Consider the following 21,302-nt stretch of genomic DNA (forward strand, 5'->3'; position numbering starts at 1 on the left):
TCACTTCCGGTTGTACAGGCGCATGGTCAGGGCGCCGAACACGACGGTGAACACGATGCCGTAGCCGAGCGTCCACATCATGGCGTCGCCGTCGAACTCGCCCGCCATCAGCGCGCGCACGGCCTCGACCAGGGTGCTGATCGGGTTGACGTCGACGAACGCCTGCAACCAGCCCGGCATCGTCGCCGGGTCGACGTAGACGTTGGACAGGAACGTCAGCGGGAACAGGAAGAGCATGCTCACGCCCATCACGGACTTCTCGCTGCGCATCAGCAGGCCGAACATCGTCCACACCCACGAGAACGCGAACGAGAACGCCACCAGCACCGCCACGCCGAGCACCACGCCGACGAACCCGCCGCCGGGCCGGAAGCCCAGGATCAGGCCGACCATCATGATCACGGCGGACGCCAGCACGTACCGCAGCAGGTCGCCCAGGATGTAGCCGACCATCGGCGCCGGCCGCCAGATCGGCAGCGTGCGGAACCGGTCGAACACGCCCTTCTCGATGTCGGTGTTCACCGCGACGCCCGTGTACATGGTGATCATCACGACGCTGGTCACCGTGATGCCGGGCAGCAGGTACTGGATGTACTCCCCCGGCGACCCGGCCAGCGCGCCGCCGAACAGGTAGGTGAACATCAGAATCATCATGATCGGGAACGCGGTGACGTCGAACAGCTGCTCGGGCACGTGCTTGATCTTGAGCACGGCGCGCCAGCCGAACGTGAGCGACGCCGACAGCGCGCTCGGCCGGCGCGGCTGCACGGTCTCCAGCAGCACCGCCGCCAGGTCCTCCGCCTTGGGCGCGGGCAGGAGCTCGGCTTCCTTGGTGACGGTCACGCCGCCTCCTTCTTGTCGGTGAGGGCCAGGAAGACCTCGTCCAGGCTGGGCTGGCCGAGGGAGAACGTGTCGACGGTGATGCCCTCGCGGGCGAGTTGGGCCAGCGCCTCGGCGGCCTGCTCGGTGGCCCGGCCGGAGAGCCGCGCGGTCAGCGCGACCGGGTCGGAGTCCAGCTGCACGTCGGCCTCCAGCGCGCCGGCCAGCACCTGCCGCGCCCGTTCCCGCTGGTCCGCGTCACGCAGGCGCAGGTGCACCGCGCCGACCCCGACGGACGCCTTCAGCTCACCCTTCGTGCCCTCGGCGATCACCTTGCCGTGGTCGATCACCGCGATGCGGGACGCGAGCTGGTCGGCCTCGTCCAGGTACTGCGTGGTCAGCAGCACGGTGGTGCCGTGCGCGACGACCGCGCGGACGATGTCCCACACCTGGTTGCGGCTGCGCGGGTCGAGGCCGGTGGTCGGCTCGTCCAGGAACAGCAGCTTCGGCGTGTTGAGGATGCTGGCCGCGATGTCCAAGCGGCGACGCATGCCGCCCGAGTAGTGCTTGACCTGCTTGGACGCGGCGTCGGTCAGCCCGAACGCCTCCAGCAGCTGCCCGGCCCTGGCGCGGGAGTGCGGGCGGGTGTGGCCGAGCAGCCTGCCCAGCAGGACCAGGTTCTCGGTGCCGGTCAGGTCCTCGTCGACGGAGGCGTACTGCCCGGTGAGGCTGACTAGTTGGCGCACCGCGTCCGGATCGGCGCGCACGTCGTGACCGAACACCCGCGCCTCCCCTTCGTCGGGTCGTAGCAGGGTGGCCAGCAGGCGGACCGTCGTGGTCTTGCCCGCGCCGTTCGGGCCGAGCAGGCCGTACACCGTCCCGGCGGGCACGGTCAGGTCGACGCCGTCCACCGCGCGGGTGTCGCCGAAGACCTTGACCAGGCCCGACGTTTCGATGGCGTTCATGGAGTTCCCCCTTCTCGGTGAAACACAGCTAGGAGACGTAAGGGCGTCGGGTGCGGGCATCCTTGAGGGCCGACGCCCACCAGGTGAGCTGGTCGAACATCGCCGCCGCGGCCCGGCGGCGGTGCTCGGTGTCGAGCGGTTCGTCGGCGAGCAGGTTCACGCCGACGCCCGTTCGCACTGTCATGACGTGCAACTCGGTGAAAACTGTTCGGAGCTGTTCCACGGCGTGGAAGCCCTCGGAGCGGTAGCCGTAGGAGACGAACCCGGCGGGCTTGGCGTGCCACTCGTCGTAGGCGTAGTCGATGGCCTGCTTGAGGGAGGCCGGGAAGCTGCGGTTGTACTCGGGGGTGACGACGACGAACCCGTCCGCGTCGGCCACCTGCCCGGTGAACCGCCGGATCTCCGGCGTCGGCCGGCCCGGGTAGCACGGCGGGAAGTCGTAGTCGGCCAGGTCGAGCACGACCGGCTCGACGTCGTCGCGCTCGGCCGCGACTTCGGCGACCCACCGGCCGATGCCGTCACCGACGCGTCCCTCGCGGGTGCTGCCGATGATCACGGCGATGCGCAGCGGCTCCACGCGCCACCTCCTCTCACCCAGTAGGCGCGAGACGGCCCGCTAGACCGGATCTAGCAGCCGCGCGTCCTGGGTTGAGGACGGGTGAGTCGAACGTCCGGAACGCGAAAACTCCACGTCCCCGGGGTGGGGACGTGGAGTTTTCGCGGTGCGCGTGGCTAGATGCGGCAGGTGTCCAGGGAGCTGACCAGGATCGCGCGGGCGCCCACGCGCCACAGCTCGTCCATGATGAACGGCGCGTCGTCGCGCGGCACGAGGGATCGGACAGCGACCCAGCCCTCGCGGGCCAGCGGCGAGACGGTGGGCGACTCGATGCCGGGCACCAGCTTGAAGGCCTCCTCCTGCGCCTCCACCGGGCAGTCGAAGTCGAGGATCACGTAACGGCGGGCGATCAGCACGCCCTGGAGCCTGCGGTGCAGGATCTCGACCGCGCGCACGGCGTCCGGGGCGTCGGCGACCGTGTCGCCCTGGATCAGCACGGCCTCGGACTTGAGGATCGGCGAGCCGAACGTCTCCAGGCCGGAGGTCTTCAGCGTGATGCCGGTTTCGACCACGTCGGCGATCGCGTCGGCCACGCCCAGCTCCACGGCGGTCTCCACCGCGCCGTCGAGCCGCACGAGGTGCGCCTTGATGCCGAGGTCGGCCAGGTGGTGCCCGACCAGGTTCGGGTAGCTGGTCGCGATCCGCTTGCCCTCCAGGCCCGCGGCGTCGTGGATGCCGCCGGGCTTGGACGCGAAGTAGAACGACGCCCGGCCGAAGCCGAGCGGCAGGATTTCCTTCGCCGACACGGTGGAATCGAGCAGCAGATCACGCCCGGTGATGCCGACGTCCAACGACCCCTCGCCCACGTACACCGCGATGTCGCGGGGACGCAGGAAAAAGAACTGCACATCATTTGCCGGGTCCGCCACGATCAGCTCACGGCCGGACCTGTTCACCCGGTAACCAGCTTCGGCCAGCATTTGCGCCGCGGGAGCACTCAACGAGCCCTTGTTGGGCAGGGCGAAGCGAAGAGGAGCCATGGCGCGAAGTCTCCCACACGGGGGCGCGCACCCACGTCTCGGGTATGCCCAGGTGTCCCACGGTGTGGAAACCACGCGGTGTCGCGCCGGCGTCACCCGTCCGTGCTTCCCACTAGGTGAGCGCGGACCGCCGGGACATTGACCCGGCGGACCTGTTCAACCCATTGACGACGGCCGTCGAATGAATTACAGAAACCGGCCCGCACGGGTTCGCGAGGTCAATAGCCAGCCCGCCCCGAAAGACACCGCGATCGCGACCGCGGCCACCAGGAATGCTTTCACCTCGGCCGGGAACGGCAACGGCCGGGCGGCCACCGCGAGCACGATGAGCACCGGCCCCTGGATGAAGAACGCGGCGAACGCGCCACGGGCGAGCGCCACGGCCAGCGGGCCGTCCCGGGTCAGCCGCCGTTGCGCCCACCCGAGCAGCCACACCGACCCGCCGACCACGAGCACCGCCTCCACCGCGGCGAACAGCAGCGCCTGCCACCGCCAGCCGCCGAGGAACGGGCCCGCCTGCCCGGCGAGGTCGGACACGCCGAGGGCGATCGCGGTCACCGGCACGGACACGATGGCCAGCGCCGCGACCACCCGGCTGCCGCGCCACATCCGCTCCGGCACCCGCTGCGCCAGGCCCGAGCGCGCGCCCACGATCCCCACCCCGAACATGGCGATCAGCTGCGGCCACCACCAGACGTGCAGGTCGCCGATCTGCCCGCTGCGCGCCGGGAACCACAGCCGCACCGCGAACGTGCTCACCACGACGCCGGCGGTGACCGCGACGAGGTGGCCGCCGGTCAGCACGACCGGCGTCACGCGCGGCCTGCCGAACAGCGCGTAGGCGATGGAGAACAGCAGCAGGATCTCCACGAACCACAGCGAGCCGGAGTCGAGCATCGGGTCGCGGTGGGTGAACACCCACCACGGGCTGACGTCGTGCCCGGCGGCGCGGTAGGCCACCCACAGCGTCAGCGGCCACACCAGCAGCGCCGACAGCGCGAACGGGACGCCGAGGCGGACGAGCCGGTCCCGGACGAACCGGCCGGCGCCCTTGCGGGCCACCGACTCGGGGGTGAACAGGCCGGACAGCAGGTAGAAGGTGCCCATCAGGAACAGCCCGGACGGGCCGAGGACGGCGGCGAGCACGGCCTCGACGTGCGGCTCGAAGGTGACCTCGTTGACCTCGTCGTACGGCCACCCGCCCACCGCCGAGTACCCGAGGAGCGCGTGCCCGCCGATCACCCAGGCGACGAGCAGCACCTTCAGGTTGTCCACCGCGGCCAGCCGGGACCGCTGCCCCACCTCTGCGGTCATCCTCCCAAGGTAACTGCTCCGGGCGGCGGCGGACCGGGTGAATTCGGCGGCGTCGCGGCGGGTCCGGGGGTCACGACCAGCCCGTGTTCGACCACCACGTGGCCTGCGTGACGACGGAGAAGCCCAGCGACTCGTACAGCGGCAGGCCCTGCTTGGTCGCGCTGAGGGCCATCGGTCGCGTCGGGTACTCGTTGACCACCGAGTTCAGCAGCGCCCGGCCGACGCCGCGCGAGCGGTGCCGGGGCAGGGTCGTCACCCAGTACACGCCGACCACGTCGTCCGCCTCGGCGGTCAGGCACGCCCCGGCCACGACGCCGTCACGCCACGCCGCGTGCAGCCCGAACCCCTCCCGGTCCTTCAGCGCCAGGGGCAGCGCGTTGCCGGTCGGGAAGCCCGGCAGCGGGAAGCCGTCGACCACGACCTGCTCGGCGACGGCCCACTCGGCGGCCGTGCGCACGCGCCGGACCTCCAGGGCGGGCGGCGGCGCGGGCGCGGGCGGCCGGACCATCACCGGCAGGTGCCGCGGGATCAGGCCGAGCGCCGCGCCGTCGATCCCGCCGAACGAGTCCTCGACCACGACCCGCGTCCCGGCCCGCTTGATCAGCAGCTCCAGCTCGGCGAAGTCGTCCGGGTCGAGGTCCGGCCGCACCGCGAGCACCCGCAGCAGGGTCGGGCCGCTCATCGCGAGGAACGCGTCGCGGCTGATCAGGACGTGCCCGCGGGTGCGGGCGAGGGCGGTCGCCAGGACGGCGGCGTTGCGCACCGCGAGGTGCAGCGAGGCGGACATGGGCCGAACCCTATGCGGCACCCGGACCAGTGGTCAGGTCCATTTCCGCCTCGCTCGCGTGGCCGCTCAGCGTCCGGCGAGCAGCTGGTCGAACGGCACGAACCCGGTGCCGGCGGGCTTCGCGGGCGCCCGGCCGACGAGCAGGTCGGCCAGCTCCCCCGCGGCCCGGTCGACGCGGCCGGGCAGCCCGTCGGCGCCCCAGTCGGACGACGCGGCGTACACGCCGGTCGGCACCACGACCGCCCGCAGGTAGGCGAACAGCGGTCGCAACGCGTGGTCGAGCACCAGCGAGTGCCGCTCCGTGCCGCCGGTCGCGGCGATCAGCACCGGCTTGCCCGCCAGCGACTCCGGCTCCAGCACGTCCACGAAGGACTTGAACAGCCCGCTGTAGGACGCGTTGAACGTCGGCGTCACGGCGATCACCGCGTCCGCGCCGACCACCGACTCCACCACGTCCCGCAGCCGTGCGCCGGGGAACCCGGTGACGAGGTTGTCCGCGATGTCGCGCGCCACGTCCCGCAGGTGCACGGTGCGCACCTCCAGGTCGGGCACGAGCCGTTGCGTGGCCTCGGCCAGCCGGGTCGCCAGCAGTTGGGTGGACGACGGCGTCCCGAGCCCGGCCTCCACGACCGTCAGCGTCGTCATCGGGCGTTCGCCTCCGAGGTGGCGGTCTTGAGCAGCGAGGCGTGGGTGGGCGCGTCGGGCACGTCGGCCGGGCGGCCGACCGCGAACTCGCGGCGCAGCGTCGGCACGATCTCGCCGAGGAGGTCGAGCTGCTCCAGCACCGTCTTCAACGGCAGGCCGGCGTGGTCCATCAGGAACAGCTGGCGCTGGTAGTCGCCGAAGTGCTCGCGGAAGGTCAACGTCTTGTCGATGACCTCCTGCGGGCTGCCGACGGTCAGCGGGGTCTGCTCGGTGAACTCCTCCAGCGACGGGCCGTGCCCGTACACCGGGGCGTTGTCGAAGTACGGCCGGAACTCGCGGACGGCGTCCTGCGAGTTGCGGCGCATGAACACCTGGCCGCCGAGACCGACGATCGCCTGGTGCGCGGCGCCGTGGCCGTAGTGCTCGAAGCGCTCGCGGTAGAAGGTGATCAGCCGCTGGAAGTGCTCCTTGGGCCAGAAGATGTGGTTGGCGAAGAAGCCGTCGCCGTAGTACGCGGCCTGCTCGGCGATCTGCGGGCTGCGGATCGAGCCGTGCCAGACGAACGGCGGCACGTCGTCGAGCGGGCGCGGGGTCGAGGTGAACGACTGCAGCGGCGTGCGGTGCTTGCCCTCCCAGTCCACGACGTCCTCGCGCCACAGCTTGCGCAGCAGGGCGTAGTTCTCGATGGCCAGGTCGATGCCGTCGCGGATGTCCTTGCCGAACCAGGGGTACACCGGGCCGGTGTTGCCGCGACCCATGATCAGGTCGACCCGGCCGTCGGCCAGGTGCTGCAGCATCGCGTAGTCCTCGGCGATCTTCACCGGGTCGTTGGTGGTGATCAGCGTGGTCGCGGTGGACAGGATCAACCGCTCGGTGCGCGCCGCGACGTAGCCGAGCATGGTCGTCGGCGACGACGGGACGAACGGCGGGTTGTGGTGCTCGCCGGTCGCGAAGACGTCCAGGCCGACCTCTTCGGCCTTGAGCGCGATGGCGACCATGGCCTTGATGCGCTCGGCCTCGGTCGGCGTCCGACCCGTGGTGGGGTCGGGCGTCACGTCGCCGACGGTGAAGACACCGAACTGCATGGCCACTCCTCGATCCGGTAGTTGCGCTTTCAACTAACTCGCACAACCGTACCGGGTCGCCGGCTATTCCGGTGTTGTCTGGTGGCGCGGAGCACGCCAAGGTGTGTGCCACGGGTCACCTATGGGGGAGGCACGGCACGGTGGTGCACCGCACTGGGGCGTACGGCACCGGGCAGGACGAGCTGGTGCGGCGTGCCGCGGAGATCGTCCCGGTCCTGCGCGCCCACGCCGAGTGGGGCGACGAGAACCGGATGCTGCACGAGGCGTCGTTGGAGGCGATGGCCGACGCGGGCGTGCTGCGGTTGCGGGTGCCCGCCGAGCACGGCGGCCACGAGGCGGACCTGGCCACGGTGGTCGGGGTGGTCGCGGAGCTGGCGCGCGGTGACGGCTCGGCGGCGTGGACGGCGGCGGTGTGGGCCCTCTCGACGTGGGTGGTCGGCCGGTTCCCCGACGACGTGCGGTGCGAGGTGTTCGCCAAACCGGACGTGCGGGTGACCGGCATCCTCAGTCCCACCGCGACGGCCGAGCCAGTCGGCGGCGGCGTGCTGGTCAACGGGCGGTGGGCGTTCACCACCGGCGCGCCGCAGAGCCACTGGACCACCAACGCCGCGGTGCTGCTGCCCGACCGGGCGCCGGTGGCGTTGGCGATCCCGCTCGTCGACCTGTCGGTCGTGGACGACTGGCACACCACCGGGCTGCGCGCGACCGGCAGCGTGACCACGGTGGCGAAGGACGTGTTCGTGCCCGCCGAACGGGTATTGCCCCTCGAACCGGTGCTGCGGGCCCACCCCCACGCCGCCGCGCCGATGTTCCGCGCGCCGTTCACGCCCACGGCCTGCGCCACGGTGAGCGCGCCCGCGGCCGGCCTGGCCCGTGCGGCGGTGGACGCGGCACGGGGATCGGGGCTGCGGGAGGCGACGGTGCTGGCCGACGAGGCGGAGTTCCACTCCCGCCGCGCCGCCGCCGTGGTCGACCTCAAGGCCGCCGGCGGCGAGGAGTGGACGCCGGAGGACCGCGCCGGCGTGCGCCGCGACCTCGGCGAGGCGTGCTTACGGGCCCGGGACGCGGTCGACGTGCTGCGGGGTGACAGCCCGGCGCTGCACCGCGTCCAGCGCGACGCGCACGCCCTGAACCTGCACGCGATCCTGCACCCCAACGCCAACCTGGAGCGCTACGGCCCGGTGTTCCTCGGCGGCCGGCCGGAGGGCTGAGGACGCGAGGCCGGCGTACCCACCAGGCGACAGCACCGGGTGCGGGTGGCCGAGGCCGGACGCCGTTCGCGACGCGGCACGCGGAAGCGGTCCGGCACGGTGATCGGCGTCGCGGTGAGTCATCGCACTTCACCCTCAGTGCCCTGCCGGCGGCAACGGTCGTCAGCCGGTGCGGCGTGCCACCACCACCGCCGTGTCGTCCCGCCGCCACCGCACGGCGACCTCGCCGAACCCGGCCGCCCGGAGCGCGTCCACGTGCCACGACGCCGGCGGGTAGAAGTCGGCCGACTCGCCGTCCACCCGGTCGCGCGCGGCGTCGGCCAGTGCCGGGTGCGCCAACGCCTCGGCCCACCACTCGTGCCACCCGGCCAGGCCGTCGCCCGACGACGAAGGCCCGCCCTCGGGCATCCGGTCGGCGTTGGCGAACACGCCGCCGGGCGCGAGCACGTCGTGGACCTCCCGGTACAGCTCGCGCAGCCGGTCCGGGCCGAAGCAGTGCAGCGCGGTGCCGGCGACCACGGCGTCGAACTCGCGTCCGGCACCCCACCCCGGCGCGCCCAGGTCGGCCGACACCACCGCGACCCGATCACCCAGCGCGGCACGGGCGATCGCCAGCAGCACCGGGTCGACGTCGAGCACCGTCACCTCGGCGTTGACCAGCCGTGACGCGATCGACCCCGTCCCGCCCGCCAGGTCGAGCGCCCGACGTCCGACGGCGGCGTCCGCCAGCACGGCGAACGCCTCGTCCCGGTGCGGCAGGAAGGGCTCCTGCCGCGCGTCCCACCCGCGCCGCAGTCGCTCGGCGTCGGCGAAGCTCAGTCGTGTCGTCACACCACCGAGCTTATCGAAAACGATTGTCAGTCGCGCTCGATCAGGTGACCGACCACGTCCGGACCCGGGTGCGCGTGCCCCGAACCGTCACGGCGCTCGTCCGGCACGGGCAACTCCACCGGCGACCCGTTCCGCGCCGCACCCGCGGGCCGCGGCCCCACCCAGGCCAAGGCCAGGGCCGTCTCGCCCTTCAGGAACCGGTGGGCCCGCACGCCGCCCGTCGCCCGGCCCTTCGCCGGGTACGCGGCGAACGGCGTCACCTTCACGCTCTGCCCGGTCGACGTGACCACCATCGGCTCACCGTGCTCGTCGTCGTCCGTGCGCACCGCGCCGAAGAACACCACCCGCGCGTCCGACCCCACGTTGATGCCCGCCATGCCACCGCCGCGCAGGCCCTGCGGGCGGACCAGCGACGCGGGGTACCGCAACAGCGACGCCTCCGACGTCACGAACACCAGCGTCTCGTCCGCACTGGCCAGCCACGTCGCGCCGACCACCTCGTCACCCTCCTTGAGGGTGATCACCTCGAACTCGTCCGACCGCACCGGCCACTCCGGCGCGCACACCTTCACCGTGCCCGACCGCGTGCCCAGCGCCAGCCCCGGCGACCCGGTGTCGGTCAGCGGCGCGATGCCGACGACCTTCTCACCGGCCTCCAGCCCCACCAGCTCACCGGCCGCCATGCCGCCGCTCAACGACACCGTGCCGCTCTGCTCCGGCAACACCGGCAACGGCAGCACGTCGGTCTTGAACGCCCGGCCCCGGTTCGTCACCACCAGCACCTGGCCGCGCGCCGTCGTGTGCACGGTCGCCGCCACCGCGTCGTGCTTGGTCCGCCCGTTGCGCCGACGCGCCTCCGACGACTCCTCCGACTCCGCCGCCGTCCGCGCCACCAGCCCCGTCGCCGACAGGATCACCTGGCACGGGTCGTCGGCGACCTCCAGCGGACCGGCGGGCTTCGACGCCGCCAGCACCTCCTTCAGGTCACCGTCGAGCAGCACGGTCCGGCGCTCCTGCTGGAGGTCCTTGGCCACCTTCGCCAGCTCCGCCGACACGACCTTCTTCAGCACGGCCGGGTCGTCCAGGATCTTGCTCAGCTCGGCGATCTCGTTGCGCAGCTTCTCCTGCTCCGCCTCCAACTCCAACGAGTCGTAGCGGGTCAACCGGCGCAGCGGCGTGTCCAGGATGTACGTCGCCTGGATCTCGGAGAGCTTGAACTTCGCCATCAAGCCCTCCTTCGCGGCGGCGGCGTTCTCGCTGCCCCGGATGAGCTTGATCACCTTGTCGATGTCCAGCAGCGCCTTGAGCAGGCCCTCGACCAGGTGCAGCCGGTCCTCGCGCTTGCGCCGCCGGAACCGGGTGCGCCGCGTGACCACCTCGTAGCGGTGCTTGAGGAACACCTCCAGCAGCGCCTTGAGCCCCAACGTCCGCGGCTGGCCCTCCACCAGCACCAGGTTGTTGATGCCGAACGACTGCTCCATCGGCGTGAGCCGGTACAGGTCCGCCAGCAACGCCTGCGGGTTCACCCCGACCTTGCACTCGATCACGACGCGCGTGCCGTTCTCGCGGTCGGTCAGGTCCTTGACGTCGGAGATCCCGGTCAGCCGCTTGGACTTCGTCACCTCGTCGGTGATCTTCTCGATGATCTTCTCCGGGCCGACGCCGTAGGGCAGCTCGGTGACCGTGATCGCCTGCCTGCCCCGGCTGCCCTCCAGCAACCCGGTCTCGACCTTGGCCCGCATCCGCACCACGCCGCGCCCGGTCTCGTAGGCCTTGCGCACCTCGTCCAGCCCGAGCAGCACGCCGCCGGTGGGCAGGTCCGGGCCCGGGATGAACTCCATCAGCTTGTCCAGCGTCGCGTCCGGGTGCGTCACCAGGTGCCGCGCCGCCGCCACGACCTCGCCCAGGTTGTGCGGGATCATGTTCGTCGCCATCCCGACCGCGATCCCCGACGTGCCGTTGACGAGCAGGTTCGGGAACGCCGCGGGCAGCACCGACGGCTCCTGCAACGAGCCGTCGTAGTTGGGCCGGAAGTCGACCGTCTCCTCGTCCAGCTCCCCGACCAGCAACATCGCCGCCGGCGACATGCGTGCTTCCGTGTAACGCGAGGCAGCCGGGCCGTCGTCCGGGCTTCCGAAGTTGCCGTGCCCGTCGACCAACGGGGTGTTCAGCGAGAAGTCCTGGGCCAGGCGGACCATCGCGTCGTAGATCGCGGTGTCGCCGTGGGGGTGGTACTTGCCCATGCAGTTGTGCACGACGAGGCCGCTGACCACGAACGCGTGCTCGGGGCTCGACACCTGGATGTCGTAGGTGGTGTCCGGCGCGGCCGGCTCGACCGACACGACGTGCAGGAAGTGCTCGTCGGCGGCGTGGCGGGCGTTGCGGATCACCTGGACCAGGCCGTCCTGGCGCGGGCCGACGCCCGTCCAGCGCAGCAGCGCCACGGCGAGCGCGGCGGCGTCGCGGCCGGTGATCGTCAGGGTCGTCGCGGCACGGCGGGCGCGCAGGCCCGCGTCGGCCAGCACGGCGTGCTCGGCGTCGCCGCCGGGCAGGACGATGTCGCGGCCGTCGCGGACGTGGCCGGACGCGAGGAACAGGCCCGCGAGGAACGGCGTCCAGGACGACCGGTCGCGCAGCACGGCGTCCAGCCGGCCGGTCGCCGCCGCTTCGAGCCCGGCGTGCCGGGCGAAGGTGAGGGTGAGCCGGTCGCCGTCCTTTTCCCGGGACGCGGTCACATCGTGCGCGATGGCCCAGCCGTGCGCGATGTCGACGGCGTGGACGTCGGTCGACTCCAGCCGCACGCGCCGGTCGGCGAGCACGTCACCGGACGCGGCCACCAGGCCGAGCACGAAACCGGACGCGTCGCCGTCGGCGAGCAGGTTCGCGTGCCGTTCGGAGCCGAAGCCGGTGGTGCGGGCGCCGACGAGGTCGCGGGCGGCGGTCCAGTCGGCGTCGGTCCAGCCGTCGCCGGTGTGGAACCGCTGGCCGGGCGTCACGAGCATCGAGTGGCCGTCCGACCAGGTGACGCGCACCAGTTCGGAGACCGGGTTCTCGTACACCTCGTCGACCGCGACCGGCTCGCCGCGCCCGTCCAGGACGAGGTCGCCGATCTCGATCTCCTCGATCGGCCGCAGGCCCTCCGGCGTGGAGACGAGCGCGCCGCGCACGAAGCAGTCGCCGACCACGCGGGAGGACTTCACGTACGAGCTGGTCGGGCGGTAGCCCTGCTCGTTCATCGAGAACAGGATCCGGCGGTGCACCGGCTTGAGGCCGTCGCGCGCGTCGGGCAGTGCCCGGGAGTGGATCACCGAGTACGCGTACTCGAGGTACGAGTCCTCGATCTCGGTGGTGAGCGAGTTGTCGAAGACCTGGGCGCCCGCGCGGTCGAAGGCGGACGGGTCGACCCTGGTCGTGGGGGTCTTGCGGCGTGCCATGGTCGGTCGTTCCCTCGTGTGTCAGGCGGCTCAGATGTCGATCGCGGACTGGTCGACCCGGGCGGACGACTCGACGAGCCACGCCCGGCGCGGCTCGACCTTCTCGCCCATCAGCAACTCCAACGCGGCCTCCGCGGCTTCCGCGTCGTGCATGGTGATGCGGCGCACGGAGCGGGTCGCCGGGTTCATCGTGGTCTCCCACAACTCGTCCGCGTCCATCTCGCCGAGGCCCTTGAACCGGGGCACCGGCTTGACCACCGTCTTGCCCGCCTTCTCCAGCCTGGCGACCTTCTGCTCCATCTCGCGCTGGGTGAAGGTGAAGTGGGTCTCCGGGTTGCGGCCCTTGGTCATCACCTTGTGCAGCGGGGGCATCGCGGCGTAGAGCCGCCCGTCCTCGATCACCGGCCGCATGTACTTGGCGAACAGGGTGATCAGCAGCGTCCGGATGTGCGAGCCGTCGACGTCCGCGTCGGCCATCAGGATCACCCGGCCGTAGCGCATGGTGTTGAGGTCGAACGTCCGCCCGGTGCCCGCGCCGAGGACCTGCACGATGCTGGCGATCTCGACGTTGCGCAGGGTGTCGGCGAGGCTGGCCTTCTGCACGTTGAGGATCTTGCCGCGCAGCGGCAGCAACGCCTGGTACTCCGACACGCGCGCCATGCGAGCCGAGCCGAGGGCGCTGTCGCCTTCCACGAGGAACAGCTCGCTGCGGGCCACGCCGGTGGTGCGGCAGTCGACCAGTTTCGCGGGCATCGCGGCGCCTTCGAGGGCCGTCTTGCGGCGGGCGGCGTCCTTCTGCTGCTTCTGGGTCAGGCGGACGCGCGAGGCGTCGACGACCTTCTGCAGGACGAGCTTGGCCTCGCCCTTGGTGCGGCGGTCCTCGGTCCAGGCCTTGATGTGCTTCTCGACGACGCCGAGCGCCACCTTGGTGATGCCCGCGGTGGAGAGCTCGTCCTTCGTCTGCGAGGTGAACTGCGGTTCGGGGATGCGGACGTGGACGACGGCGGTCATGCCCTCCAGCACGTCGTCGAGCGTCGGCGGGTCCTCCTTGGGCTTGAGCAGGCCCCTGGTCTTGCCGATCGCGTCCTGGACCGACTTGAGCACCGCGCGTTCGAAGCCCCGGCGGTGCGTGCCGCCGTGCACGTTGCGGATGGTGTTGGTGAAGCACTCGACGATGCGCTCGTAGCCGGTGCCCCAGCGCAGCGCGATCTCGACCTCGGCGTGGCGCTCCACCTTGGACCGCATGACGCCGTTCTCGTCGGCCGCGTTCTCGTGGTAGACGCCGGCGCCGGTGATGAGCAGCGTGCCGGTGACCGGCTTGTCGCCGGAGGGCGCGAGGTAGTCGACCATGTCGACCAGGCCGCCCGGGTAGTGGAACGTCTCCTCGCTGATCGCGTCGTCGGTGGCGACGCGCAGGGTGTAGGTCACGCCGGGCACGAGGAACGCGGTGTTGCGCAGCTTCGTGCGGACGGCCTCGACGTCGAGCGCGGCGCCGTTCTCGAAGTAGCGGGCGTCGTACCAGTAGCGGATGGACGTGCCGGTGCGCTTGGTGCGGCCGGTGACGCGCAGGCCCGACTGGCGGGTGAAGCCGGCGTCGGGACCGGGCCCGTCGAACACGCCGGGCACGCCGTGGGCGAACGACATCTCGTGCGTCTTGCCCTCGCGGCGGACGACGACGTCGAAGCGGTGCGACAGGGCGTTGACGGCGGACGCGCCGACGCCGTGCAGGCCGCCGGAGGTCTTGTAGCCGGAGCCGCCGAACTTGCCGCCGGCGTGCAGCCGGGTGAGGACGAGCTCGACGCCGGACAGGCCGGACTTGGCGTGGGTGCCGGTGGGGATGCCGCGGCCGTCGTCGTCGACCTGGACGCTGCCGTCGGCGTGCAGGGTGACGACGATCTTGGTGGCGTGGCCGCCCACGCCCTCGTCGGTGGAGTTGTCGACCACCTCGGTGAACAGGTGGTTGATGCCCCTGCTGTCGGTGGACCCGATGTACATGCCGGGGCGCTTGCGCACTGCCTCCAGACCCTCCAGGTGGGTCAGGTCGTCGGCCCCGTACAGGATCTCAGCGGTCACCGGGTCGTTCTCCCCAGGTCGTGGCGTGTGTCGAGCGGCGTTCACGGTAGCCGAGCGAGGCGCGCGAGCACGCGCGGTCCCCGTTGTCCGGATACGGTCGGGCACGTCGTCGGTGTGGTTCACCGCGATCTTGTCATACTCGAACACAGGTTCGAACATGGAATCAGAACGGAGCACGCGCGCCCGCGGAGCACCCGCCGGGCCGGTTACCCGTCGCAGGTCCGGCCCACGCCTGGCGCGGGCGTGGCTGGTCGGATCGGTGTTCGGCGGCGTGCCGTCGACCGTGCACGCGCTGTGCACCGATGGTGACGTTCTGCGGTCGACGCGGGCGGCGGCGTCCTTGCTCGGCGGCACGGGTGTGATCCGCGGCGCGGTGGCCCACCTCGGCGTGTCGGCCTTCTGGACCGCCGTGCTGGCGGCCGTCGACCGGCGGTGGCCGTTGGACGCCCGCACCGGCGCGGTGGCGGGCGCGGTGATCGCGGCGGTGGACCTGGAGCTGGTCGGGCGGCGGTTCCCGGCGGTCCGGGAGCTGCACCGGGCGGCGCAGTGGGCGGACCACGTGGCCTTCGGCGCGCTGGTCGGAGCCGCTCTGAGGTCCACAGTGGACGAGGGTGGAGCAACGCGCCCGACCTCGATCGGGTGAATCCGCGTAGAGTGCTGGCGTTCCCGCACTGTCGTGCCTGGAGGTGATCGGGCGCCTTGAAGTTCCGACGTGCCGCACCGAAGGAGCGTGCCCCGCAGGTGGAGCCGGTGGTCGAACGAGAGCCCATGGCGGCGCCACCGGCGCCCGCACCCGCGCCCGCTCAGTTCTCGGCCTCGTTCGCCGGGGCGACGCTGATCGTCGGGCCGCCCGGTGGCGCGAGCCCCGCGGCGGTCGCGCTCGGCCGGAGCCTGCCGGTCGACCGCGGTCGCACGGTGGTCGTCGTCGAGCCGCCGGCCGGTGACGAGACGTCGTTCTGGCCCGCGGTGGCCGCCGCGCTGCACGGCAGAGGGCCGGTGCGGCTGATGACGCCCCACTCGGGCTCGATGCGGCCGACGGCTCCCGCGCAGTGGCTGACCGAGCAGTTGCAGGCGGAGGTCGTGGCGCCGGACGGCGCGGTCACCACCGTGCCGGGCGCCGCGTTCGTCGCGGGCAACGGCGGGTACGGCTGCTGGCTGCGGTTCCTGCCGGGCGCGTCGCCGGTGCCGATGGGCAGGCGGTTCCCGGTGCCGAACTGGGAGGCGGTCGACCCGAACACGCCGTGGCCGACGGGCGAGGTGGGCATCTCCGAGCCGATCCCGGCCGGGCTGTGGCTGCGGGCGCAACGCGCGCAGTTCGACCCGCAGGCGCCGGACGCGCGGGCGGTGATCGGGCTGCCGTGCCGGGACAACGTGCTGACCGTCGTGATCGGCGGACCGGGCCAGCCGGCCATCCCGACCGAGGAGGTGTGCCGCCTGCTCGGCGGGCTGCCGTCGGTGGCGCGGTCGCGGGTGCGGCTGGTCTGGTACGGCGGCGAGCACCAGGCGCAGGCGGTGGCGGAAGGGCTCGGCGAGCCGATCTCGCTGTACACGGGCCTGCCGGTGGGCGCGCTGCGCAGCGGCGCGGCCGTGGTGGCGGTGAACCCGCGCGGGCAGCAGACCTGGCGGCCGTACGTGACCGAGGTCCGCTACGCGCCGGGTGGAGCGCCGGTCGTCTCGGGCTACCGGGTGCCGGTGCAGGGGCTGGTGGAACGCGGGCCGGGCATCTTCGACCTGGGTGGCGGCGTGGTGCTCGAGGTCGTGCCGTCCGGGCTGTGGGTGCGTGACGCGGAGGACAACGGACCGGAGGTGCGGGCGCTGCCGGTGGACCCGGAGTGGGCCCGGCTGACCGTCGGCTCGCCCGGCCGCACGACGGCGGGCGCGGTCGCGGTGGCGGGCGCGTCGCTGGTGGAGCGGCTGGAGCCGGAGGTGCGGCGGCTGCTGAAGGTCGTGTTCTGCGACCCGTCGCCGATGCCGCGCCCGCCGGTGGCCGAGGAGCCCGCGCCGCCCGTGACCTCCGACGAGCCGGTGCCGCTGAGCGTGGACGGCCCGCTGGCGGACTCCCCCGCGCCCGTGTGGGGTGAGCAGGTGGGCGAGGAGGTCGTGCCGGTCGACCACCGCAGCACGGAGCCGGAGCGCGACGCGGTGCGCCGGATGCTGGGCGAGCGGTACGGCGAGCACGCGGCGGTGGCGTGCCGGCACATCGTGGAGCGCCCGGACGACCCGGAGGCGTTCGAGGCGGTGGTGACGGACCTCGCGGCGGTGTCGGCGTGCCTGCGCAACGACGAGGAGATCCTGGTCGAGGCGCTGCGCAGCGGGAAGCTGGGCCGGTTGTGGCCGTACGCCGCGTCGGTGGTGTCGGGGCTGCGCCGGTTGCCGACGCACCAGGGCGTGACGGTCTGCTGGGGTGACGCGCGCCGGTTCCGCACCGGTGACGTGCTGGTGGAGCACGGTCTGCTCAACACCGTCGCGGGGCCGCAGGTGCCGGTCGACGGGCGGGTGGAGTTCCTGCTCTGGTCGGTGACGGGTCGGCGGGTCTCGGTGGTCGACTCGTTCGGCAGCGTGGTCCAGGAGCGGGTGCTGTTCGCGCCGGGCACGGCGTTCAAGGTGCTCGCGGTGGTGGAGGCGGAGGAGTCGGCGCCCATGCAGGTCATGGCGCAGGAGGTCGTCGGTCGGCACCACGAGCTGCCGCCGGGCGTGCTGGGCAGTCTGGAACGGGCCGCGATCGCCCTCCGCAACCACGCCCGCGCCACCGCGTGAGGTCAGGGCGGTAGGCGGGGCGGCGGCAGGCGGGGCGACACGGCTCGGCAGGCGCTGACTCCCAGGCAGGCCGCAGCCTGAGCGGTGGTGCGTGCCTGAGCACGCCTCAGTACGCGACCGCGCGGTCGGCGAAGTTCGGTGCGGGGGCGACGCCGGCCGAGGACGGGTAGGAGATCCGGTCCGGCACGCCGTCGGACGTGTAGCGCTGCGCGGGCGAGGCGGCCAGCTGGTCGAGCCACACCGTGGAGCCGTAGCGGGCGTCCTCGCCGGTCGGGTCCTGTGACCGGATGCGGGGCGTGCGCGCCGGGTCGAAGTCCGCCGCGTACGGGGACGGCGCCGGGCCCGCGCCCACCATCAGCACGCACGCGTACTCGTACTGCGTGCCCTCGTAGCCGCCGCGCAGGGCGAGCGCGCCGTTCGACGGGATCGCGCCGAACGGCAGCGCCAGGCTCGACACCTGGTAGTCCGGCACGGCCCGCTGGATCTCCCGCTGCCCGGACGCGATCGCCTCCTGCACTCCCCCGTCGTCGGTCAACGCGAGGTTGGTGTGGTCGCGCGTGTGGTTGCCGATCTCGAACCCGTGCTCGCGCAACCAGCGCAGGGCCGCGCCGTCCGGCGACCCGAACGGCCCGGCGTTGACGTACAGGCTGGCCACCGGCCGGAAGCCGGGGTGCCGCGCGGCGACGTCCAGCAGGATGGCGATGGCCGTGCCGGCCGCGGGCTTCCCGTCGGCGCCGAGCGCGAACTGGGTCGCGTCGCCGTCGTCGAACGTCAGCACGACGGGGTGCGCGCCGGCCGGGAGGTCGATGCGCCCGGTCGCGTACTCGGTCGTGGTCACCGGCACGTACCCCTCGGCGGCCAACCGCTCCAGCTCCGCCCGGAACGCCGCCGGCGTCCGGTCGTAGACGGACGTGGTCTGCTCGACGAGCCGGTGGTACATCAGGATCGGCACCTGGCCGAGTTCGTTCGCGCCCACGGCCGCCGGGTCGGGCGGCGCGGAGGAGGACGGCGCGGCGGACGAGGAGTGCGCGGGCAGCTGCGCCGCGGCCTCGTCGGGCGGCCCCGCGCCGGGTTGGCCGGCGCAGCCGCAGCACAGGGCCGCGACGAGCGCCACAACGGTCCGGACCGGCGTCGACGTGGTGTTCACAGTCGAATGGTTCCGCGCCGCGGCCGGGTCGACACCGTGGTACACCCCTTCGGATGACCTTGGGTTTGGCGCTCCGCCACCCGGTCAAGTCGCTGATGACCGATGCCTCGCCAGATCGGAGTCACCCTATGTCGGAATCGCCCCGGAAGCTCAAGCGCGTGCTGATCCCAGTCGTCGGCGTCGTGGTGCTGCTGCTGATCGCCGGGGTCGTCACGACGATCGTCCACGGGCGCGGTGTCGGCCTCGCCGTGGCGGAGCTGGGCGACGGCACCGCTGTCACTCCTTCGGGTGTAGAGCGCGTGTCCATCACCACGGCGGAGGTCAGCGGGCTCGACCGTGTCACCGTGCACGTGGACGGACAGCCGGTGGAGGCGCGACGCGCCGACGGCCGCATGACGTTGACCGGGGTCAAGCTCGCCGAGGGCAGGCACACGCTGTCCGTGCGGGCGGCCAACCCGCTGCCCTGGATGCCCGACGTGGAGGTGCAACGCGAGTTCACCGTGGACGCCACACCGCCCGCGCTGAAGGTGGACGTGGTCGAGGCCGAGTCGCCGCGCGGCCCGGTGACGGTGAAGGGCAGCGCGGACGGCGCGGACACCGTGCGGGTGGGCGACCAGCGGGTGCCGGTGCGCGACGGGAAGTTCGAGGTCTCGCTGGAGTCGGCGGCCACCAGCGTCCGGGTCGAGGCCAGCGACGCCGCGGGCAACGCGCAGCGCCAGGAGGTCGCGGTCAAGGTCACCCACCCCGGGATGCGAGGGGTGCACATGAGCGCCGCCGCGTGGGCCACGGCGTCGTTGCGCGACCCGGTGCTGGCGATGGCGCGCGAGGGCCGCATCGACACCGTGCAGCTCGACATCAAGGACGAGAGCGGCGAGATCGGCTACGACTCGCAGGTGCCGCTGGCCAGGCAGATCGGCGCGAACCGCAACTACTACGACGCGCGCGCCGTGCTCGACGAGCTGCACGGGATGGGGCTGCGGGTGGTCGGCAGGCTGGTGGCGTTCCGCGACCCGGTGCTCGGCAAGGCGTCGTGGCAGGCGGGCGCGCGCGACCGGCTGGCGCAGAACTCGTCCGGCGCGCCCTGGTCGGCGCACTACGGCGAGTACGCGTTCACCAACTTCGCCAACCCCGAGGTGCGCGCGTACAACACCGCGATCGCCGGTGAGGCCGCGTCGCTCGGCTTCGACGACGTCCTCTACGACTACGTGCGGCGGCCGGACGGCCCGATCGGGCAGATGGTGTTCCCCGGCCTGACCACCAGCCCCGAGCAGTCCATCGTGGACTTCCTGAAGGAGAACCGGGCGGCCGTGCGGGAGCACGGCGCGTACCTGGGCGCGTCGGTGTTCGGCATCGCCGCGCACAGCCCGACCGACGTGGCGCAGGACATCCCGGCCATCTCCGCGCACGTGGACTACGTCGCGCCGATGGTCTACCCGTCGCACTGGGGCCCGAACGAGTACGGCGTGGCCAACCCCAACGCCATGCCGTACGAGATCGTGCGGGCGTCGGTCGCGGACTTCGTCCGGATGACCGGGGGCACCGGCGCGACGGTGATCCCGTGGCTGCAGGCGTTCTCGTTGGGGCACAACTACGGCCCGGGTGAGGTGCAGGCGCAGGTGCGCGCCACCTCAGAGGCGGGCGCGCCGTCGTTCCTGCTGTGGAACGCGGCCTGCACGTACGGCTCGGCGGGTCTGGAGCCCGCATGAGGGTGGTTTCCGCGGTGCCCTACCTGACCGGCGTCTGCCTGGCGGCGACGACGGTGGTGGCGTTGGACGTCGGGATGGAGGCCCGGCCGGCGACGGTGGCGTGGCCGTCGGCCCGGGTCGTGCCGTCGGTGTCCTCGCCCACGCCGTCGGAGGAGCGGAGCGCGCCGTCGGTCGACTCGTTGCGCTCCGGCGCGGACCTGCCGGCCGGTCCGCCGTTCCCCGAGCAGGGCGCGGGCACCTGGCACGTCGTGCCGCCGTCGGGCTCGGCCCCCGCGTCCGGCATCACGTACGCGGTCGAGGTCGAGGACGGGGTGGTGCTGCCGCACGGCGACGACTCGTTCGCCGCCGTGGTCGACCACGTGCTGCGGCACCCGCGCGGGTGGGCGAGCCGGCACGCGTTCCGGCGGGTCGGCGGTGAGGTGGAGCCGGAGCTGCGGATCCGGTTGACCTCGCAGCGGACCGCGCGGTCGTTGTGCGGGTTCGAGCTGCCCTACGACACGTCGTGCCGGGTCGGCTCGACGGTGCACCTCAGCTCGGCGCGCTGGTTCCGGGGCGCGCACACCTACGGCGACGACCTGCGCGGTTACCGGACCTACGCGGTCAACCACGAGGTCGGGCACTTCCTCGGCCTCGGTCACGAGGTGTGCCCGGCGGACGGCGCGCCGGCGCCGGTGATGATGCAGCAGACGTTGAGCGTGGACAACGACGGGCTGGCGTCGATCACGACGGGCAGCGACCAGGGTGTCGTGGTCGTGCCGAACGGGAAGTCGTGCACGCCGAACCCCTGGCCGTGACGGTCGGGGACCTCAGGTCGGCGGGGAACGCCGTCGAGCGCGTCCCACCCGGCCCGCGACCGAAGAGGTCGGCTTGACGCCACCGGCCGGAGCCCGTGGCGGAACGGCCGCCGTCGCGCGGACGCGCCTCCGCGCGAC

The 21,302-nt window shown here is 72.6% G+C and carries 17 protein-coding genes; 5 read left to right on the top strand and 12 right to left on the bottom strand.

Features of this window, described 5'->3' with window-relative positions; translation table 11 throughout:
* The 8 genes from ABTZ99_RS38035 to ABTZ99_RS38070 form a co-directional block, all read right to left on the bottom strand.
* Positions 1-843 (bottom strand): ABC transporter permease, encoded by an 843-nt coding sequence (locus tag ABTZ99_RS38035; protein WP_499617950.1) that lies wholly within the window; start codon positions 841-843, stop codon positions 1-3.
* A complete protein-coding gene (locus tag ABTZ99_RS38040; RefSeq protein WP_499617951.1) occupies positions 840-1,784 on the bottom strand; it encodes an ATP-binding cassette domain-containing protein in 945 nt (314 codons plus the stop codon). Before ABTZ99_RS38040 ends, ABTZ99_RS38035 begins: the two co-directional genes overlap by 4 nt.
* Positions 1,785-1,812: 28 nt before the next feature.
* On the bottom strand, positions 1,813-2,361 hold the full coding sequence (locus ABTZ99_RS38045; protein WP_499617952.1) for an NADPH-dependent FMN reductase: 549 nt from the start codon (positions 2,359-2,361) through the stop codon (positions 1,813-1,815).
* A gap of 155 nt (positions 2,362-2,516) precedes the next feature.
* Complete coding sequence (hisG, locus tag ABTZ99_RS38050) at positions 2,517-3,380, bottom strand: ATP phosphoribosyltransferase (protein ID WP_498780155.1); 864 nt, start codon at positions 3,378-3,380, stop codon at positions 2,517-2,519.
* 186 nt (positions 3,381-3,566) lie between these two features.
* The gene (locus tag ABTZ99_RS38055; RefSeq protein WP_499617953.1) at positions 3,567-4,694 is read right to left on the bottom strand and encodes an acyltransferase family protein; all 1,128 of its coding nucleotides are present in this window, start codon (positions 4,692-4,694) and stop codon (positions 3,567-3,569) included.
* Between the two features lie 70 nt (positions 4,695-4,764).
* Complete coding sequence (locus ABTZ99_RS38060; protein WP_498780158.1) at positions 4,765-5,481, bottom strand: GNAT family N-acetyltransferase; 717 nt, start codon at positions 5,479-5,481, stop codon at positions 4,765-4,767.
* Between the two features lie 66 nt (positions 5,482-5,547).
* Positions 5,548-6,126 (bottom strand): FMN reductase, encoded by a 579-nt coding sequence (locus tag ABTZ99_RS38065; RefSeq protein WP_498780159.1) that lies wholly within the window; start codon positions 6,124-6,126, stop codon positions 5,548-5,550.
* Positions 6,123-7,211: an LLM class flavin-dependent oxidoreductase gene (locus ABTZ99_RS38070; protein WP_498780160.1), complete on the bottom strand. Its 1,089-nt coding sequence runs from the start codon at positions 7,209-7,211 to the stop codon at positions 6,123-6,125. The genes ABTZ99_RS38065 and ABTZ99_RS38070 overlap by 4 nt, the downstream gene beginning before the upstream one ends.
* Positions 7,212-7,351: 140 nt before the next feature.
* On the opposite strand from ABTZ99_RS38070, the gene ABTZ99_RS38075 reads away from it, so the two are divergent.
* Positions 7,352-8,422, top strand: coding sequence for an acyl-CoA dehydrogenase family protein (locus ABTZ99_RS38075; RefSeq protein WP_499617954.1), 1,071 nt, complete (start codon positions 7,352-7,354; stop codon positions 8,420-8,422).
* Between the two features lie 162 nt (positions 8,423-8,584).
* Here the strand turns inward: ABTZ99_RS38075 and ABTZ99_RS38080 are convergent, their stop codons facing one another.
* From ABTZ99_RS38080 to ABTZ99_RS38090, 3 genes are read right to left on the bottom strand one after another with little or no spacing between them, the layout of a single operon-like run.
* Positions 8,585-9,253 carry a class I SAM-dependent methyltransferase gene (locus ABTZ99_RS38080; protein ID WP_499617955.1) on the bottom strand — a complete coding sequence of 223 codons (669 nt, stop codon included), beginning with the start codon at positions 9,251-9,253 and terminating at the stop codon, positions 8,585-8,587.
* A 26-nt stretch (positions 9,254-9,279) separates the two neighbouring features.
* A complete protein-coding gene (locus ABTZ99_RS38085; protein WP_499617956.1) occupies positions 9,280-12,687 on the bottom strand; it encodes a DNA topoisomerase (ATP-hydrolyzing) in 3,408 nt (1,135 codons plus the stop codon).
* Between the two features lie 30 nt (positions 12,688-12,717).
* Entirely contained in the window at positions 12,718-14,760 is a 2,043-nt protein-coding gene (locus tag ABTZ99_RS38090) for a DNA gyrase/topoisomerase IV subunit B (RefSeq protein WP_499617957.1), read from the bottom strand.
* A gap of 157 nt (positions 14,761-14,917) precedes the next feature.
* Between ABTZ99_RS38090 and ABTZ99_RS38095 the strand changes: the two genes are divergently transcribed.
* Positions 14,918-15,403 carry a hypothetical protein gene (locus ABTZ99_RS38095; protein WP_499617958.1) on the top strand — a complete coding sequence of 162 codons (486 nt, stop codon included), beginning with the start codon at positions 14,918-14,920 and terminating at the stop codon, positions 15,401-15,403.
* Positions 15,404-15,528: 125 nt separating this feature from the next.
* Entirely contained in the window at positions 15,529-17,517 is a 1,989-nt protein-coding gene (locus ABTZ99_RS38100) for a hypothetical protein (protein WP_498780168.1), read from the top strand.
* Between the two features lie 106 nt (positions 17,518-17,623).
* On the opposite strand, the gene ABTZ99_RS38105 is transcribed toward ABTZ99_RS38100, so the two are convergent.
* Positions 17,624-18,664, bottom strand: coding sequence for a polysaccharide deacetylase family protein (locus ABTZ99_RS38105; protein ID WP_499617959.1), 1,041 nt, complete (start codon positions 18,662-18,664; stop codon positions 17,624-17,626).
* A gap of 158 nt (positions 18,665-18,822) precedes the next feature.
* Here ABTZ99_RS38105 and ABTZ99_RS38110 point away from each other — a divergent pair, with 158 nt between their 5' ends.
* Positions 18,823-20,370: a putative glycoside hydrolase gene (locus tag ABTZ99_RS38110; protein WP_498780170.1), complete on the top strand. Its 1,548-nt coding sequence runs from the start codon at positions 18,823-18,825 to the stop codon at positions 20,368-20,370.
* The gene (locus ABTZ99_RS38115; RefSeq protein WP_499617960.1) at positions 20,367-21,164 is read left to right on the top strand and encodes a DUF3152 domain-containing protein; all 798 of its coding nucleotides are present in this window, start codon (positions 20,367-20,369) and stop codon (positions 21,162-21,164) included. Before ABTZ99_RS38110 ends, ABTZ99_RS38115 begins: the two co-directional genes overlap by 4 nt.
* Positions 21,165-21,302 lie beyond the last annotated feature (138 nt).

This window comes from Actinosynnema sp. NPDC002837, assembly GCF_040295345.1.
Lineage (GTDB): Bacteria > Actinomycetota > Actinomycetes > Mycobacteriales > Pseudonocardiaceae > Actinosynnema.

Coding starts and splice junctions, on each gene's coding strand:
- ABTZ99_RS38055 (WP_499617953.1), bottom strand. CDS start 4,694: ATGACCGCAGAGGTGGGGCAGCGGTCCCGGCTGGCCGCGGTGGACAAC.
- ABTZ99_RS38115 (WP_499617960.1), top strand. CDS start 20,367: ATGAGGGTGGTTTCCGCGGTGCCCTACCTGACCGGCGTCTGCCTGGCG.
- ABTZ99_RS38085 (WP_499617956.1), bottom strand. CDS start 12,687: ATGGCACGCCGCAAGACCCCCACGACCAGGGTCGACCCGTCCGCCTTC.
- ABTZ99_RS38065 (WP_498780159.1), bottom strand. CDS start 6,126: ATGACGACGCTGACGGTCGTGGAGGCCGGGCTCGGGACGCCGTCGTCC.
- ABTZ99_RS38100 (WP_498780168.1), top strand. CDS start 15,529: ATGGCGGCGCCACCGGCGCCCGCACCCGCGCCCGCTCAGTTCTCGGCC.
- hisG (WP_498780155.1), bottom strand. CDS start 3,380: ATGGCTCCTCTTCGCTTCGCCCTGCCCAACAAGGGCTCGTTGAGTGCT.
- ABTZ99_RS38040 (WP_499617951.1), bottom strand. CDS start 1,784: ATGAACGCCATCGAAACGTCGGGCCTGGTCAAGGTCTTCGGCGACACC.
- ABTZ99_RS38070 (WP_498780160.1), bottom strand. CDS start 7,211: ATGCAGTTCGGTGTCTTCACCGTCGGCGACGTGACGCCCGACCCCACC.
- ABTZ99_RS38095 (WP_499617958.1), top strand. CDS start 14,918: ATGGAATCAGAACGGAGCACGCGCGCCCGCGGAGCACCCGCCGGGCCG.
- ABTZ99_RS38060 (WP_498780158.1), bottom strand. CDS start 5,481: ATGTCCGCCTCGCTGCACCTCGCGGTGCGCAACGCCGCCGTCCTGGCG.